The 17,157-nt window shown below is 47.3% G+C and carries 16 protein-coding genes; 11 read left to right on the top strand and 5 right to left on the bottom strand.

Translation table 11 applies throughout. From position 1 onward, the window contains the following. Positions 1–37: 37 nt before the first annotated feature. Complete coding sequence (locus tag V7S65_RS15460) at positions 38–2,410, bottom strand: ribonucleoside-diphosphate reductase subunit alpha (RefSeq protein ID WP_336387193.1); 2,373 nt, start codon at positions 2,408–2,410, stop codon at positions 38–40. A 38-nt stretch (positions 2,411–2,448) separates the two neighbouring features. Then, a complete protein-coding gene (locus V7S65_RS15455) occupies positions 2,449–3,423 on the bottom strand; it encodes a ribonucleoside-diphosphate reductase small subunit (protein WP_079468962.1) in 975 nt (324 codons plus the stop codon). A 444-nt stretch (positions 3,424–3,867) separates the two neighbouring features. Between V7S65_RS15455 and V7S65_RS15450 the strand changes: the two genes are divergently transcribed. Together V7S65_RS15450 and V7S65_RS15445 are read left to right on the top strand one after the other, a co-directional pair. Further along, entirely contained in the window at positions 3,868–4,509 is a 642-nt protein-coding gene (locus tag V7S65_RS15450; protein ID WP_079468961.1) for an ABC transporter ATP-binding protein, read from the top strand. Between the two features lies 1 nt (position 4,510). Then, a complete protein-coding gene (locus tag V7S65_RS15445) occupies positions 4,511–5,638 on the top strand; it encodes a hypothetical protein (protein ID WP_079468960.1) in 1,128 nt (375 codons plus the stop codon). On the opposite strand, the gene V7S65_RS15440 is transcribed toward V7S65_RS15445, so the two are convergent. Both V7S65_RS15440 and V7S65_RS15435 read right to left on the bottom strand, forming a co-directional pair. After that, positions 5,617–6,195 (bottom strand): NADPH-dependent FMN reductase, encoded by a 579-nt coding sequence (locus V7S65_RS15440; RefSeq protein WP_336387192.1) that lies wholly within the window; start codon positions 6,193–6,195, stop codon positions 5,617–5,619. The genes V7S65_RS15445 and V7S65_RS15440 overlap by 22 nt on opposite strands. Positions 6,196–6,211: 16 nt before the next feature. Further along, positions 6,212–7,765 carry a hypothetical protein gene (locus V7S65_RS15435; RefSeq protein WP_336387191.1) on the bottom strand — a complete coding sequence of 518 codons (1,554 nt, stop codon included), beginning with the start codon at positions 7,763–7,765 and terminating at the stop codon, positions 6,212–6,214. 153 nt (positions 7,766–7,918) lie between these two features. On the opposite strand from V7S65_RS15435, the gene leuC reads away from it, so the two are divergent. The 6 genes from leuC to V7S65_RS15405 all read left to right on the top strand — a co-directional run bounded on the left by leuC (position 7,919) and on the right by V7S65_RS15405 (position 13,842). Next, a complete protein-coding gene (gene leuC, locus V7S65_RS15430; protein WP_111579470.1) occupies positions 7,919–9,322 on the top strand; it encodes a 3-isopropylmalate dehydratase large subunit in 1,404 nt (467 codons plus the stop codon). Between the two features lie 32 nt (positions 9,323–9,354). Beyond that, positions 9,355–10,104, top strand: coding sequence for a methyltransferase domain-containing protein (locus V7S65_RS15425; RefSeq protein WP_336387190.1), 750 nt, complete (start codon positions 9,355–9,357; stop codon positions 10,102–10,104). A 14-nt stretch (positions 10,105–10,118) separates the two neighbouring features. Beyond that, positions 10,119–10,718, top strand: coding sequence for a 3-isopropylmalate dehydratase small subunit (gene leuD / locus V7S65_RS15420; protein ID WP_079468955.1), 600 nt, complete (start codon positions 10,119–10,121; stop codon positions 10,716–10,718). 38 nt (positions 10,719–10,756) lie between these two features. After that, entirely contained in the window at positions 10,757–11,836 is a 1,080-nt protein-coding gene (gene leuB, locus V7S65_RS15415; protein WP_079468954.1) for a 3-isopropylmalate dehydrogenase, read from the top strand. A 26-nt stretch (positions 11,837–11,862) separates the two neighbouring features. Continuing rightward, positions 11,863–13,368, top strand: coding sequence for a 2-isopropylmalate synthase (locus V7S65_RS15410; RefSeq protein ID WP_079468953.1), 1,506 nt, complete (start codon positions 11,863–11,865; stop codon positions 13,366–13,368). An 84-nt stretch (positions 13,369–13,452) separates the two neighbouring features. After that, positions 13,453–13,842 carry a hypothetical protein gene (locus V7S65_RS15405; protein ID WP_336387189.1) on the top strand — a complete coding sequence of 130 codons (390 nt, stop codon included), beginning with the start codon at positions 13,453–13,455 and terminating at the stop codon, positions 13,840–13,842. Between the two features lie 2 nt (positions 13,843–13,844). On the opposite strand, the gene V7S65_RS15400 is transcribed toward V7S65_RS15405, so the two are convergent. Further along, positions 13,845–14,522 carry a M15 family metallopeptidase gene (locus tag V7S65_RS15400; RefSeq protein ID WP_111579475.1) on the bottom strand — a complete coding sequence of 226 codons (678 nt, stop codon included), beginning with the start codon at positions 14,520–14,522 and terminating at the stop codon, positions 13,845–13,847. A gap of 147 nt (positions 14,523–14,669) precedes the next feature. On the opposite strand from V7S65_RS15400, the gene V7S65_RS15395 reads away from it, so the two are divergent. From V7S65_RS15395 to V7S65_RS15385, 3 genes are all read left to right on the top strand, one after another. Beyond that, the gene (locus V7S65_RS15395) at positions 14,670–15,452 is read left to right on the top strand and encodes an SDR family NAD(P)-dependent oxidoreductase (protein WP_200817216.1); all 783 of its coding nucleotides are present in this window, start codon (positions 14,670–14,672) and stop codon (positions 15,450–15,452) included. A gap of 82 nt (positions 15,453–15,534) precedes the next feature. Beyond that, a complete protein-coding gene (locus V7S65_RS15390; protein WP_079468950.1) occupies positions 15,535–16,281 on the top strand; it encodes a hypothetical protein in 747 nt (248 codons plus the stop codon). 24 nt (positions 16,282–16,305) lie between these two features. Further along, positions 16,306–17,157 carry a fumarylacetoacetate hydrolase family protein gene (locus V7S65_RS15385; RefSeq protein ID WP_336387188.1) on the top strand — a complete coding sequence of 284 codons (852 nt, stop codon included), beginning with the start codon at positions 16,306–16,308 and terminating at the stop codon, positions 17,155–17,157.

Here is a 17,157-nt window from a genome sequence, read left to right as displayed (position 1 = left end):
TTTGGCCAGGGATTCGCATTTATACTTACATAAACCCTTATGCACTGCAGGTAACGCAACCTTCTTCCATTGTGCAAACTGCACCCACTACTATTTCTTCTTCTGCATTGCCACCGGTAGCAACCATTGGCTGGATTTGCTGACCGCCTTGTTTTTCCACTGTAAACTGAACGGCCTGAGTGGCTGCCTGAGTACGCAGGTAGTACATACCGGTTTTCAGACCTTTCTTCCAGGCGTAGAAGTGCATGGAGGTAAGTTTGCCGGTAGTAGGAGTATCAACGAACAGGTTCAGTGATTGTGACTGGCAGATGAAAGCTCCGCGGTCAGCCGCCATATCAATGAGGTTACGTTGTTTGATTTCCCAAACTGTTTTGTACAGTTCTTTAATATTTGCAGGTATTTCAGCAATGTTCTGGATAGAGCCATTGTGTGAAATAATCTTTGTTTTCATGTCATTATCCCACAGTCCCAGTTCTACCAGGTCTTTCAGCAGGTGTTTGTTTACCACTACAAACTCGCCACTCAGTACACGACGGGTGTAGATGTTGGAAGTGTATGGTTCAAAGCACTCGTTGTTGCCGAGGATCTGTGAAGTGGAAGCGGTAGGCATTGGCGCCAGCAGCAGTGAGTTGCGGATACCGTCTTTCACAATTGATTTTTTCAGGGTTTCCCAATCCCAGCGTGCGGAAGGTTTCACATCCCACATATCAAACTGGAGGATACCTTTGGAAGCAGGGGAGCCTTTGAAGGTTTCGTAGGCGCCGTCTACTTTTGCGAGATCGTTGGAAGCGCTTAAACCTGCGAAGTAGATGGTTTCAAATATTTCGCTGTTCAGTTTTTTAGCTTCATCGCTTTCAAACGGATAGCGCATCAGGATGAACGCATCAGCAAGACCTTGTACACCCAGTCCTACAGGGCGGTGGCGCATGTTACTGCGTCTGGCCTCTTCGATAGGGTAGTAGTTGTTGTCGATGATTTTGTTGAGGTTCAGGGTAGCCTGGTAGGTTACTTCGTATAATTTCTGGTGATCAAATTTACCATCAATTACGAAGCGTGGCAGTGCCAGGGACGCCAGGTTACAAACGGCCACTTCATCTGAATCGGTATACTCGATGATTTCAGTGCACAGGTTGGAACTCTTGATGGTACCCAGGTTCTGCTGGTTGGATTTGCGGTTGGCTGCATCTTTATACAGCAGGTAAGGGTTACCGGTTTCGATTTGCGCATCGAGGATGGCAAACCAGAGATCCTGAGCCTTTACTGTTTTACGGGCGCGTCCTTCCTGTTCGTATTGTGCGTACAGGGCTTCAAACTCATCGCCCCAGCATTCGTGCAGTCCTGGCGCTTCGTGCGGGCAGAACAATGACCAGTCGCCATTGGATTCTACACGTTTCATGAACAGGTCTGGCATCCAGAGGGCGTAGAAGAGGTCGCGGGCGCGCATTTCTTCTTTACCGTGGTTCTTGCGCAGATCCAGGAATTCGTAGATGTCGGCATGCCATGGTTCCAGGTAGATAGCGAAAGCGCCTTTGCGTTTGCCACCGCCCTGATCCACGTAACGTGCAGTATCGTTGAATACGCGCAGCATAGGGATGATACCATTAGAAGTACCGTTGGTACCGCTGATGTAAGATCCTGTAGCGCGGATATTATGAATGCTTAAACCGATACCGCCGGCGCTCTGTGAAATTTTAGCCGTTTGTTTCAGGGTATCGTAAATACCTTCGATGCTGTCGTCCTGCATAGTGAGCAGGAAGCAGGAAGACATCTGCGGTTTTGGAGTGCCTGCGTTGAACAGGGTAGGCGTGGCATGTGTAAACCAGCGCTCACTCATCAGGTTGTATGTTTTGATGGCAGACTCAATATCTTCTTTGTGAATGCCAACAGATACGCGCATCAGCATATGCTGCGGGCGTTCCTGTACTTTACCGTCTGTTTTCAGCAGGTAAGAACGTTCCAGTGTTTTGAAACCGAAGTAGTCAAAAGCAAAGTCGCGGTCGTAGATGATGCTGGAATCCAGGATCTCTGCATTCTTCCTGATGATTTCCCAAACGTCGTCAGACAGCAGTGCTGCATTTTTGCCGGTTTTGGGATCAATATAATCATACAGCTTCTTCATCGTTTTGGAAAACGACTTGATAGTATTCTTATGCAGGTTACTTACTGCTATGCGGGAAGCCAGCAGGGCATAATCCGGGTGTTTCGTAGTAAGGGAGGCGGCCGTTTCGGCAGCCAGGTTGTCGAGTTCGCTGGTGGTTACACCATCGTACAAACCTTGTATCACTTTTTTCGCTACGTCTATGGCATCTACATATTCTGTATTGAAACCATAGCATAGTTTTTCAATACGCGCAGTGATTTTATCGAACTTCACTGCTTCTTTCCTTCCATCTCTTTTGATTACGAACATGGGTTTGCGAATTTAAGAGGTTAGTAATTCAAAATGTTTTAAAAATCTTCTTCCAGGCTGAATGTCTGTGATTCTTTTGTACCACCCATTACGCCGGATTTCTGGTAATCTCCCACACGTTTTTCAAAGAAGTTGGTCTTACCCTGCAAGGAAATCATTTCCATGAAGTCAAACGGATTAGACGCATTAAATATCTTGGTATAGCCCAGTTCACCGATCCATCTGTCTGCCACAAATTCAATGTATTGCGACATCAGTTCGGCGTTCATGCCAATCAGTCCAACCGGCAGGGCTTCTGTGATAAATTCTTTTTCATAGCTCACGGCATCACGGATGATGTTGTGTACCTGTTCTTCACTCAGTTTGTTTTCCAGCATGCTGTAAAGCAGGCACGCGAATTCGCAGTGCAGTCCTTCATCCCGGCTGATCAGCTCATTGGAGAAGGTTAATCCCGGCATCAGTCCTCTTTTCTTTAACCAGAAGATAGAGCAGAAGCTACCGCTGAAGAAAATACCTTCCACGGCGGCAAATGCCACCAGGCGTTCTGCGAAGTTGCCGTTCTCAATCCAGCGCAATGCCCATTCTGCTTTTTTCTTTACCGCAGGTACGGTGTCGATAGCGTGGAACAAACGATCTTTTTCTGCTGCATCTTTTACATAAGTATCAATCAGCAATGCATATGTTTCAGAGTGGATGTTTTCCATCATGATCTGGAAGCCGTAAAAACACCGGGCTTCCGGGATCTGTACTTCACTCATAAAGTTTACTGCCAGGTTCTCATTAACGATCCCGTCGCTGGCGGCGAAGAATGCCAGTACGTGAGAAATAAAATGACGTTCTCCATCATTCAGTCCTGCCCAATCCTTAAGATCACTGCTTAAATCTATTTCTTCTGCTGTCCAGAAACTGGCTTCATGCTTTTTGTATTGCTCCCAGATTTTCGGGTATTTGATCGGCAATAGCACAAAACGGTCCTTGTTCTCTTTTAAAAGAATTTCATTCTCGTTACTCATCTTTAATTATTTTATGGGTACTGTCGAAGGTTTTTGGTTTTTCTTTTGGGGTCAGCATACCGAAATCTCACTTCTCTTGCCCACAAATCCCATTTCCATGTTTCTGTTTCCTAAAAATCCATACGCTCAGGATTACAAATGTAAGCATCCGGGTAAGGCATGCCCGATATAGTTTTCAACAGGTGTGGAAAAGATATACAACTTTAATGGGAGTATAGTGGCAATGCGTGTTTCACGGGTTTTGCACCTTGTGCATATGTAATATGATTAGCATGTGAAAAGGAGAACGCGAAAATCTGGCTTATATGATAATTTTTTAACTGCTACGGCTAAATGTATGATGGTCAGTATAAAAATGTACCCGGAAAATTTTTGTTAAAAAGATAACCTTCTTTAGATATATATGCGAGAATTTTTCATATTTACAGTTTTAAGCTTTTTCATATGCCCGACCCGGTTATTGCCCTTCATGCTGTCAAGAAGAACTACCAGGATGTACCCATCCTGGATATTGCCCGACTGGAGCTGCCTGCCGGCATTTACTGGCTGCAGGGGGAGAACGGCGCCGGCAAAACCACCTGCATGAAGGTAATGGCGGGCTTAATCCCTTTCAAAGGGGAAATATTGCTGCAGGGAAAGGTGAGCAGCCGGGAACACCCGGTACAGTTCCGCCGCCTGATCAACTACGCAGAAGCGGAACCCCTTTATCCCTCTTTCCTCACCGGCCGCGACTTACTGGAGCTTTACCTCAACACAAAAGGAGGGAACCCGGAAGAGATCCGGGCCATCAGCGAAAAGCTGGGGGTACATATCTTTGTGAATAACCCGGTAAGCAGCTATTCGAGCGGCATGCTGAAGAAGTTATCCCTGCTGCTGGCCTTCACCGGCACTCCGGCCCTCATCCTGCTGGACGAACCCCTGATTACCATAGACACCCGCGCACTGGCCGTTTTGTACGACCTGATCCGTGAATACAGCGCCAAAGGCGTTTCTTTTTGTATTACTTCCCACCAGCCACTGGATGAGGAAGAATTAACGGTAACGGGCACACTGAAAGTAGCTCATAAAAACATTACGCTCAGCTAACATGCGTACCACCTCAGCGATACTCAGTAAGATATTCACACAACGGTTCTATATTCAGAATACGGGCTTTTTCCTGGTACTGTTTTACCTGCTGTTCGGTGTGGTAAATGGCGCCAACCTGCTCGCTTATCATAAAGGATTGATGCTCGGGTTCCTGGGCAATTATACGTTCCTGGTCCTGGTGCTCCTGCTGTGGACTTCCTACGCACTCAAATGCGTGGGCTTTATGCTGAAAACCTTTCAGCTGCAGGGATATGATTTCCTGTATCCTACCATGGGCAGCATCGCCAAACCGGCCCGCCGCATCATCTGGCTGCGGCTTCATACCGCCATTTATATGCCGGTACTGGTGTATGTGGCGATTGCACTTGTTATTGCTGTTCAACAGGGATATTATCCACAGGCAGTGATCATCGCCGTTGTTAATATTGCCAATTGCATATGGCCGTTGGCGTTATATGAAAGAAAGCTGGAGCAACCCGATGTGATCTTTTTTACCGGCCACCTGCAACGCTGGATTAACCGCCACTTTACGAAGCCGCCGGTACTGTTTTTCCTGTATGAACTGTTTACCAATTTTCCCCGTCGTATTGTGAGCACGAAACTGTTTTCCGCAGGGGTGTTGTGGCTTACATTCCTTATTATGGCAAGAGGGGATTATTTTGATCTCCGCGGATTGCAGCTGGGCGTTATGATCAGCGTACTGTCGCATATGCAGCTGATGGTGCATCATCGCGCGTTTGATGATACGTACCTCAATTTCATGGAAAATCTTCCTGTTAGTTTATTCACCCACTATATGCGGCTGGTGGGAGTGTATGTGATTACTTTTTTACCGGAGATGATCATCATTACCGCTAATGCATATACGAAAACAACACCGTGGGGACTGATAACCGTTTTCTGCACGGCATTATCATTAATGATCCTGTTCCGTACCCTATTGTTTTTCCCGAAAATGAATCCGGAGGTGCATGTACGTTATACCATGCTTACTTCTTTCATTGTGCTGTTCATGATACTCGGACATTATGAATGGCCGGCTGTACTGTTGTTACAGACAGCATCGGCCATCATCTTCTTTACAAAATATCGTACCTACGAACCTTACATAGAAACAGGTTCATGACCCATTTTGTCGCTCAGCCGCGCCAGTGAAAGCAACAGCTGTGGTATCTGTTTAATGGCCAGTTCATCTGTCAGGTTGCCATCAGTATCAAATTTATGCTGGGCGTTGCCGATCATGATCTCCGGTTTGTTGATCACAAATGCATTCAGGAATACCATTACCTGCCGTAAATGATACTGCATCCTGGCGGTGCCGATCTGCCCCTGCGATGCACCCATAATAGCTACGGCCTTTTCGTTGAAGGGTTTGTCGGGGTGCCTGGAAACCACGTCTATCGCGTTTTTCAGGGCGCCGGGAATAGAGTAGTTGTATTCCGGTGAAACAATGATCACCCCATCCGATTCCTTAATCTTATGTACCAGCGGCACTACTTCTTCCGGTAACTGCTCGGTATGCAGGTCCGCATTGTACATCGGGATTGTATCAAAAAATACCTGCTCTACTGTGATGTTTGAAGGACATAGTTTTTGCAGTGCTTTCAGCGCCATTGTGTTGTAGGAGCCTTTCCGTAAACTGCCGGAAATGGCAACGAAATGATAGTGTTTTTCAGCAGACATATGCTCGTATATTTATTTAAATGCGTTTTTCTTTGTTCACAAATTTCCGGTGAATAACTTCCTGCACCGGTATGCTCTCGATTTTACTTTCCAGCCAGGAAATAATATCCAGGTAAAGAAAGGAACGGCGTTCATACGGATCTTCCGAAATCTGCTCCAGCCGGTCTTTCAGGTCCACGAAAGCATTGCGTAATGCTTTGGGATTGGCGTAAATATAACGGCGGAGGAATTTCATAATTTCTTCCATCACCAAACCAAGATCCTTGTGTTTTGAGATGAAATGGTAAACAGATTTGATCAGGTATTCCACCAGGCTGTAATTCTCCAGTTCGTAATGTGCAATGAGGTGCAGGATTCGCGCAAAACACTGGATATCTGCCCGGAGGTTACCAATTTTTAAATTGATAATTTTATTAAGATAAACAATGGCTTTGTTGTTATCACCGCTACCAAAGTATAAGCAGGCAATCTTATAGTAAAATACCAGCACTCGGTGCTGGTCTATTTTCAGGGTATGCCTGCTGATCTCTGTTTCGAGTTCCGGCACCATCGCCAAACCCTGGCTGAACGTACCTTCCAGGAAGTAGCGGTTTATTTTGGCAGTATACAGGTATACAAAAGCAGAGGTGCGGGTGTTTTCGTGAAAATTATCCTGGTTGTCCCGGATAAATTCTTCCAGGTCCTGCAGGGCGGTCTTGAACTTTTCAAAGTTGGAGGTATAAAAATGCGCGGTCAGTAAATTATGCTGCGCTTTAATATACAGGTCCATATCCGTTTGCTGCAGGGAGGGGTATTTGCGGAACAGGTCCACCCACTTCTGGGTATAGCGGTAATACATGACAAAGTCCTGCAAAATATAGTAGTACCAGCTCGATGCCTGGTACATGTACACCTTTTCATAAAAGCTCATGTGCGCATGTTGTAAAGACGGCAGCTGGCTTTCAAAAAAGGACTTTACCATTTCGGCGTCCCGCTCGTTGCGGGCGTGGCCCAGTTTGAGATACAGGCCATACATCCGCAGGGAAAGGGTAGACAGGCGGCTGATATTGGTGAGCTGCTGCTCTATCTGCCTGGACTCGGCGCTCAGCACTTCTGCCCGGTTCTCCAGGCTCCGCGTGATATGCCGTGATTCAATCAGCTTTTCAAACTCCACAATTTCGTAGGTAAGCATCACCTCTTCCTGCTCCAGCGCCATCGTTTTGGCTTTGGCCAGGATCTTCAGGCTCTGGTTGTACAACCCTTTATTATACAGTACCCGCGCATGATCCAGCTGCTCGCGCAGGTCGATCAGGGGGTCCTTTTGTTTATATAACTGCCGCAAACTGGATAACAGGTGCTTGTAAAGGTGTGCTTTTACATTCGACAGCTGCTGCTTTTTGATATCCGTTATTTTCTTCAGTATCTGCTCTTCATCGTACTCTTTCATTTTGTCCAGCGTGGTGAATAATTGGATAAAGAGTACGTCTTCCTTGGTGTTGTTTTTGTTGAACGCCAGCTGAAAATTGCGTTTTTCTGCTTTTGTTAAGGTTTTTATTAATATGAATAAAGCATCAGTTTGACTGTTGGGCATCGTTATTAAAATCTTGTAAATTATTGATAAACAGTATGTTAATGTATATCAGAGGTGTTTAAAGGTTGTAATTAAAGCAAATTTAGCGATATGGCAATTAATTAAGGACCATTAGATTTGAAGGTATAAACAATTATAAAAGGAAGCAAAAGGATGGGAAAAACGTTATTTGATAAAATCTGGGATGGCCATATAGTGGTGAGCAAGCCGGGGCATCCCGATGCAGTGTACATCAACACGCACTTTATTCACGAGGTGACGAGTCCCCAGGCATTTGACGGACTCCGCAAGCGTGGCATCCCCGTATTCCGTCCGGCTAAAACCAGGGCTACCGCCGATCACAACGTACCTACCTTACACCAGGATCAGCCTATCAAGGAAGCGTTGAGCCGCCGCCAGGTGGAGATGCTGACGAAGAATACTACTGAATTCGGCGTAGAGCTTTATGGCCTGGGCCACCGGTTCCAGGGCATTGTGCATGTGATAGGACCGGAGCTGGGCATCACCCTGCCGGGTATGACCATCGTGTGCGGCGACAGCCACACCAGCACCCACGGGGCTTTTGGCGCCGTTGCCTTTGGTATCGGTACCTCCGAAGTGGAACAGGTACTGGCTACCCAGTGCATTCTGCAATACAAGCCCAAGCGGATGAAGATTGAAGTGAACGGACAACTGGGCAAGGGCGTACTTTCTAAAGACATCATTCTTTATATCATCTCTAAAATATCCGCTTCCGGCGCTACCGGTTACTTTGTGGAATATGCAGGAGAAGCCATCCGGAGCCTCAGTATGGAGGCCCGCATGACCATCTGTAACATGAGCATCGAAATGGGCGCCCGCGGAGGATTGATCGCCCCCGACGAGATCACGTTCGATTATATCAAAGGCCGCGAGTTCGCCCCTAAAGGAGCCGACTGGGATAAATCCCTGGAATACTGGAAAACCCTGTACTCCGACAGCGACGCCGAATTTGACCAGGTGCTCACCTTTGATGCCGCCGATATAGAACCACAGATCACTTATGGTACCAACCCCGGTATGGGCATGGGCGTTACCCGCCACATCCCTTCACTGGAGCAGCTCGACGAGAAAGAAAGGCCTTCTTTCAAAAAATCGCTTGAGTATATGGACCTGCAACCCGGCGCTGAACTGCTGGGCAAAAAAGTGGATTATGTATTCATTGGCAGCTGCACCAACTCCCGTATTGAAGATTTACGCCTTGTAGCAGATTTTGTGAAAGGCAAACATAAAGCAGATGACGTAGTGGTATGGATCGTTCCGGGCTCCAAACAGGTAGAAGCCCAGGCAATGGAAGAAGGCATCGACAAAATATTTGCCGAAGCCGGTTTCCAGCTGCGTGAACCAGGTTGCTCCGCCTGCCTGGCCATGAACGAAGACAAAGTGCCTGCCGGTATGTACTGCATTTCTACCTCCAACCGTAACTTTGAAGGCCGTCAGGGTCCCAACGCCCGCACGTTCCTGGCCAGCCCGCTCACTGCGGCGGCAGCAGCCATTACGGGCAAGGTTACAGATGTAAGGGAATTGTTAGGACAATAGTTAACAAGAAGAACCAGTTAAAGCCGAAAGCAATGGATCAATGGAACGCTGACTTATACAAAGAAAAACACGCCTTCGTGTTTGAATATGGCAACAGCCTGATCGACTGGCTGCAACCACAATCAGGGGAAAGTATCCTGGACCTGGGCTGCGGCACCGGTGAACTCACCGCGCAGCTGGCGCAAAAAGGCGCCACCGTAACCGGGATAGATGCTTCCGCTGCCATGATAACCAGCGCCCGCGAACATTTCCCTGGCATCTCTTTTGAAGTAGGCGACGCAACTACCTTTTTGCTGCCGCAGCAGTTCGATGGTATCTTTTCCAACGCTACCCTCCACTGGGTGCGTGAAAAGGAAAAGGCCATCAGCCGGATGTATGCACAGCTGAAGAAAGGCGGCAGACTGGTGATAGAAATGGGTGGCAAAGGCAATGTGCAGCAAATCCTTACTTACCTGGAAAAAGCCATGCAGCAGCGGGGTTATACCTACGAACCATTCTGGTATTTCCCTTCTCCCGCAGAATATACTACCCTGCTGGAAAAGGAAGGCTTTAAAATAGACAGGGTGCATTTTTTTGACCGCCCTTCCAAACTGGTGGACCCGGAAACGGGTATCAGCGACTGGCTGGAGATGTTTGGCGCTCATTTTTTTGCCGGTGTACCGGAACAGGACAAAGGCGCTATCCTGCAGCAGGTGCAACATGAACTGGCGCCACACCTGATGAAGAACGGCGAATTGTATGCGGATTATGTGCGCCTGAGAGTGGCCGCCACAAAAATTTAAACTGTAAAATCACTATGAGTAAAATATTTCAACACCTCGTTTCATCTGCGGTACCTGTACCCATCGAAAATATAGATACAGACCAGATCATCCCGGCACGCTTTCTGAAAGCTACCACCCGGGAAGGTTTTGGCGAAAACCTGTTCCGCGACTGGCGCTATGAAGCAGATAATACACCCAAGGCGGATTTTGTGATGAACAATCCCATCTACAGTGGCCAGATCCTGGTAGGCGGCAAAAACTTTGGTTGCGGCTCCTCCCGTGAACACGCTGCCTGGGCTATTGCAGACGCCGGGTTTAAAGTAGTGGTGAGCAGCTTCTTCGCGGACATCTTTAAGAATAACGCCCTCAACACCTTCATTTTACCCATCCAGGTATCGGAAGATTTTCTGGACCGGATCTTTAAAGCCATAGAAGCCGATCCTAAAGCCCAACTGGAAGTAGACCTGGAAAACCAGTTCATAAAAATTGTGAGCACCGGCGAAAAAGAAAACTTCGATATCAACCAGTACAAAAAAACATGCCTGCTCAACGGCTATGATGATATCGATTACCTGCTGAGCCTCCGTAAAGAAATTGAACAATACGAAACCACAAGAACATATAATTTCTAATCATCAAAAAAGCTAAATACTAAAAGCTACACACATATATGGGCGTTGAGAAGAAAATACTAGTTATACCCGGAGATGGGATCGGACAGGAAGTGACCGCATGGGGACAAAAAGTGCTGACAACAATAGCCAAAAATTATCATCACACTTTTACCTTCGAAGAAGGAATCATGGGCCACGTAGCCATTGAAGCTACCGGTGATCCGCTGCCTGAAGAAACGCTGCAGAAGGCAAGGAACTCCGATGCTATCCTGTTCGGCGCTATCGGTCATGCTAAATACGATAACGATCCTACCCTGAAAGTAAGACCAGAACAAGGTTTGCTGAAGATCAGGAAAGAACTGGGATTGTATGCCAACCTCCGCCCGATAAAGTTATTTGATGAACTGCTGGAAGCATCCAGCATTAAACCGGAAATTTTACGCGGTTCAGATATTCTCTTTTTCCGTGAGCTGACCGGCGATGTGTACTTCGGTGAAAAGATCAGGACTGCCGACCGTAATACGGCGTCTGACCTGATGATCTACCACCGTTATGAAGTAGAGCGCATTGCCCGTAAAGCCTATGAAGCAGCACGCACCCGCCGCAAAAAGCTATGCTCTGTGGATAAAGCAAACGTACTGGAAGCAAGCCGTCTGTGGAGAGAAGTAGTACAGGAAGTAGCCAAAGAATATCCTGATGTGGAAACAGAACATATGTTTATCGACAACGCGGCCATGCAGCTGATCAAAGATCCTAAACGCTTTGATGTAGTAGTTACCGGTAACCTGTTTGGCGATATCCTTACGGATGAAGCTTCACAGATCGCCGGTTCTATGGGGATGCTGGCATCTGCCTCTATCGGCGACAGCACCGGTTTCTTTGAGCCTATCCACGGATCTGCACATGATATTGCCGGTAAAGGTATTGCCAACCCGCTGGCTTCTATCTTATCTGCTGCCCTCATGCTGGATATTTCCTTTGGTCTGAAAACAGAATCACAGCGCGTGATCAAAGCGGTGGAGGCTACCCTCAGACAAGGTTACAGAACAATGGACATCGCCAACAAACACACCGTGAACGATTTCATTATGGGCACCGACGCTATGGGCGCCAAAGTATTAGAGAATCTGAATTAATCATTCAATAAAATTATTACACTATCATGGATAAAAATCGTGTATACGTCTTTGATACCACCTTGCGTGATGGAGAACAGGTCCCCGGCTGTCAGCTGACAACCGTTGAAAAAATTGAAGTAGCTAAAAAACTCGAAGCATTAGGCGTAGATATCATCGAAGCAGGTTTCCCGATTTCAAGTCCGGGCGACTTCCAGAGCGTGGTGGAAATTTCCAAAGCGGTTACAGAGCCCGTGATCTGCGCACTTACCCGTGCCAATAATAAAGATATCGACGCTGCCGCGGATGCCCTGCGCTTCGCAAAACGCAAGCGTATCCATACCGGTATCGGTTCTTCCGATATGCACATCAAATATAAATTCAACAGCACCCGCGACGAAATTTTACAACGTGCAGTAGCCGCTGTATCCTACGCCCGCAAGTTTACCGATGATGTGGAATTTTATGCAGAAGATGCCGGCCGCGCAGACAATGAATACCTGGCCCGCATGATCGAAGCCGTGATTGCAGCCGGTGCTACCACCGTGAACATCCCCGATACCAACGGTTACTGCCTGCCCGACCAGTATGGCGCAAAAATCAAGTACCTCGTAGACCACGTTTCCAATATCGATAAAGCGATCATCTCCGTTCACTGTCATAACGACCTCGGTTTAGCTACTGCCAATACCATTGCAGGTATTATCAACGGCGCCCGCCAGGTGGAATGTACCATCAATGGTATCGGTGAACGCGCCGGTAACACCTCGCTGGAAGAAGTGGCCATGATCCTGAAAACGCATCATGCGCTGGGCTATCACACCCAGATCAACTCAAAAGGAATCTACGAAATCAGTAATCTCGTGGAAACCATGATGCATATGCCGGTACAGCCCAACAAAGCTATTGTAGGCCGCAACGCATTTGCACACAGCTCCGGCATCCACCAGGATGGCGTACTGAAACACCGCGAAAACTACGAAATCCTGAACCCGGAAGATGTAGGGATCAACTCCAACTCCATTATCCTCACAGCCCGCAGCGGCCGTCATGCCCTGAAGCATCACCTGTCGCGCCTGGGATACAACCTGGAAAGAGTGAACATCGACGAAGTGTACCAACGCTTCCTGCTGATGGCGGATACCAAAAAAGAAATCAACGATGCCGATTTGCTGGAACTGATGGGCGACGGCGATGCCAAAACCTATGGCGACAATGCCATCAAAGTAACCTTACTGCAGGTGGTTTGCGGCGATCCGCTCCGCCCGATGGCTACCGTTAAACTGCGTATCAATGGCGAAGAAAAAGAAGCCAGTGCTGCCGGTAATGGCCCCGTTAATGCCACCATCAACGCTATCCACGATATTATTAAAGATGATATTGAGCTGGATGAATTTAATATTCAATCCATGCGCGGCGGCAGCGACGACGTGAGTAAGGTAAATATGCGCGTAAAACATAACGGGCAGTCGTACTACGGTTTCGGTATCTCCACCGATATCGTAAATGCCTCTGTGCATGCTTATGTAGATGCGTTGAACAAGATATATTAAATATAACAGCGAAGGGGAGCCCTTCCCCTTCGCTTTGTAACTTTTCCTCCGCCCCTTCGTTCTACAGGTGAAACATTTTCCCTGATGAGAACAATTACCCTACTCCTGACCATTTTATTTTTTGCCGGCTGCACCAAAGACGGGGACAATTGCTCCCAGTATGGATGGGCTGATATTGGCGGCGCGAAATACATGGGTAAATCCACTAACGATGCAAGGGGGCAGAATGGTGTTTTTTATGATGTAAGCTGCACTTTCCCTAATTCCTGTTACACTATTAACAAGATTGTGGAGGTAAGGGACAAAGATACTGTACTGCTAAAGGCGGAATACCTGTACAACACCTGCACTGTTTGCACCCAGGCATTCACTACACAAACCAAAACTTATTCTTTTGTACCTGCTGATAACGGCACCTACTATTTAAAGTGGCAGGGGATTCCCAACCGGGTGGATACCGTAACAATTCCATAATTTTAAAAGAAGATATCCATCAGCGGGTATTTTTTATAATCCGGCAGATAGAAGTGCCACCATTCTGTAGAACTTCCTTTAAAGCCATGTTGCTTCATGGTATCTCTTAACAACTTGCGGTTGGCTGCCATTGCCGGGTCCGGCGGGGTGTAGTTTTCATGCGCTTTTGTGGTAAAATCATCAAAGTCCGTAGGCATTGCCACGGGCTTATTTGTTTTCAGGTTTACCATACTGAGGTCTATTGCCACGCCGCGGTTGTGCCCCGATCCTTTGCGGGGATCTGCCGCATAGAGGTCGTTGGGTACTATTTTAAACATCGTTTCCGTTACATGATAAGGACGGTAGGCATCGTAAATGAGCAGGCCGTATCCTTTTTTGCGCAGGGCTTCCTGCACGGCTTTGAGGGCTTTCGCTGCCGGCAGCCGGAGATAAATATCCGTGCGGGTATAGAGTTGTTGTTTGGTGAAGTTATTGGTGGTGGCGTAACGCACATCTTTTTTAATACCCGGTATATACTTTTCCAGGTCAACGAGCAGCTGGTTGCTGTCGGCCTTTACCAGTTGGTCATATTGCTGCCGGGTACTCAATACTGCGAGGCCGTATTTGTTAACCGGTATTTTCTGGGCGGATAGCTGACCGGAAATGGTCCACAGGAGCGCTGATAACAGTATTATTTTCATGTGCTTAAAATTGCAGAAAAAGCCCCGTATTTGGACCTGATTATTGAATTTTGCGAAAATTAGGCAAGAAAGTATGAAATACAGTGAAAATACAATTGCAATCACCTTATATTAATAGGTATTTTAGAACCCTTAAATTTTTAAACGATGGAACTGTTCAGATTAGATAATAAAGTGGCAGTTATCACAGGTGGTGGTAGCGGTATAGGACAGGCAATAGCGCAAACATTCGGGGCACAGGGCGCACAGGTGCATATCCTGGAGCTGAATGAGGAAGGCGGTAAAACCACGGCAGAGGAAATCAGGGCAGCAGGTGGCCAGGCAACTGTGCATGCGTGCAACGTAGCCGACCAGGCAGCGGTGATCGCTGTAATGGATGGTATTGTGCAAACGGCCGGTAAGCTGGACATCCTGGTGAACTGCGCGGGCATTGCTCATGTGGGTAACCTCGAAAACACGGCTGAACAGGACTTCGACAAGGTGTACCAGGTAAATGTAAAGGGCACCTATAACTGCATGTATGCAGTGATCAAACAAATGAAAGCACAGGGCGGCGGTGTGATCCTGAATGTGGCATCCATCGCTTCCAGTGTAGGTATACCGGACAGGCTGGCCTACTCGATGAGTAAAGGCGCGGTACTGACCATGACATTATCCGTGGCGAAAGATTACCTCGGCGCTAATATCCGTTGTAACTGTGTGTCGCCCGCAAGAGTACACACACCGTTTGTAGATGGGTTTATTGCCAAAAACTACCCGGGCAGGGAAGCGGAAATGTTTGAGAAACTGAGTAAAACCCAACCGATCGGCCGTATGGCCAAGCCGGTGGAAGTAGGCAACCTGGCGTTATTCCTGTGTTCCGACGAAGCAGGCTTTATTACCGGAACCGACTACCCGATTGATGGCGGTTTTATCAGACTTAATAATTAATAATTAATGTGATGCGTGTTTTAAAGTGCGGACGATTACCCGTATCTTTCAAGTTATTCATTCATTAATTTTTAGTTATATCATGCAACATTTTCGAATAGGGCTGGCAATAGCAATAGCCGTATTATCTGCCTGTAATTCCGGTAATAACAAAGGCGCTGCCACCGGGGATTCCGCATCGGTGGTAAAGCCGGCCACACCGGATGGCACTGTGTCTGTTACTTTTTCTGATAAGGAAAAAGATACTTCGCTGATCACGATTAAAGTTCAGCTGAAAGAAGGCACAAAGGAAAAAACTTTTGAACAGGCGATCCTGAAAGGCGTGCCGGAATCAGACCTTTATAAAGTGTTGTGGAATGAACCCAACAGCTGTTATATCGGCGTTATGAAAGCGAATCATCAGCCACGTTATTACCACGCTTTTGTAGACAGTAAAAAAGACGTTAAAATATTATGGGCTGCCACGCCGCCTGAGCCTATCTGGGCGTACATGGAAGGTACGCTGGGTCTTGGTAAGGTATCCGCCGGAGGTGAATTGTTGCAGCAGTATAAAAAGAGCATCCAGTCGGGTAATATCCTGGCAGATTTTATCGCAGAGATCAAGCCGGATGCTTCGCCCGACAGCCTGGAGCTGTATGTGGAATTTGGAGGTCTTCGTAAAAGCATGTACATGCCTGTGCCCAGTGGCAGTAAAGGCGTGATCCAGCCAACAGGACAGGATGACCACGTGTATTTCTCTTTTGTAAAAGATGGTAAAGCAGAACCGGTGATTGACCTGCATGTGGAAAACGGAAGGTTACAGATTAAAACACTGAAAGAAATTAAGTAAGACTAATAAATAAATAATATCGATATGAAACTGATCAGGTTTGGTTTACCGGGAGAAGAAAAACCGGGTGTTGCAACCGCAGCGGGAATGTTTGACGTGAGTGCATTTGGTGAAGATTTTGGAGAGAAATTCTTTGAAACCAACGGGCTGGCGCGCTTATCCGAATGGTATGGAACGCATGCAGCGGAATGTCCGCAGGTACCTGCCGGCACACGTTTGGGCTCACCTATCCTTCGTCCTTCCAAAATTATCTGCATCGGTCTTAACTACGCAGATCACGCGCGGGAAACCAATGCAGCCATTCCTGCAGAACCTATCGTGTTCTTTAAAAGTACCAGTGCACTGGTAGGTCCAAACGACGACCTGGTAATTCCGCGCAACAGTCAGAAAACCGACTGGGAAGTGGAACTGGCAGTGGTGATTGGCAAAAAAGCCAGTTATGTGGAAGAAAAAGACGCTTTGGACTATGTGGCCGGTTACTGCCTGCATAACGACTACAGCGAAAGAGCTTTCCAGATTGAAAGAGGCGGACAGTGGGTAAAAGGAAAGAGCTGTGATACATTCGCGCCGTTAGGTCCGTGGCTGGCCACCAAAGATGAAATTGCCGATGTGAATAATCTTCGTTTATGGCTCACCGTTAACGGTCAGAAAATGCAGGATGGCAATACCTCCAATTTCATATTCAATGTAGCGTATGTAGTGGCTTACCTGAGCCAGTTTATGACCCTGCTTCCGGGAGATGTGATTTCTACCGGTACACCGGCTGGTGTGGGCCTGGGCATGAACCCGCAGGTATTCCTCAAAGCAGGCGATGTGATTGAACTGGGCATTGATGGTTTGGGTACTTCCAAACAAACTGCTGTAGCGTATAAATAG

Origin of the sequence: Chitinophaga sp. CCNWYY40 (assembly GCF_037483205.1) — a bacterium.
GTDB classification, from domain to species: Bacteria; Bacteroidota; Bacteroidia; order Chitinophagales; family Chitinophagaceae; genus Chitinophaga; species Chitinophaga ginsengisegetis.
Note: the sequence above shows the minus strand (reverse complement) of the source record. Positions and strands in the feature narration are given on the sequence as shown.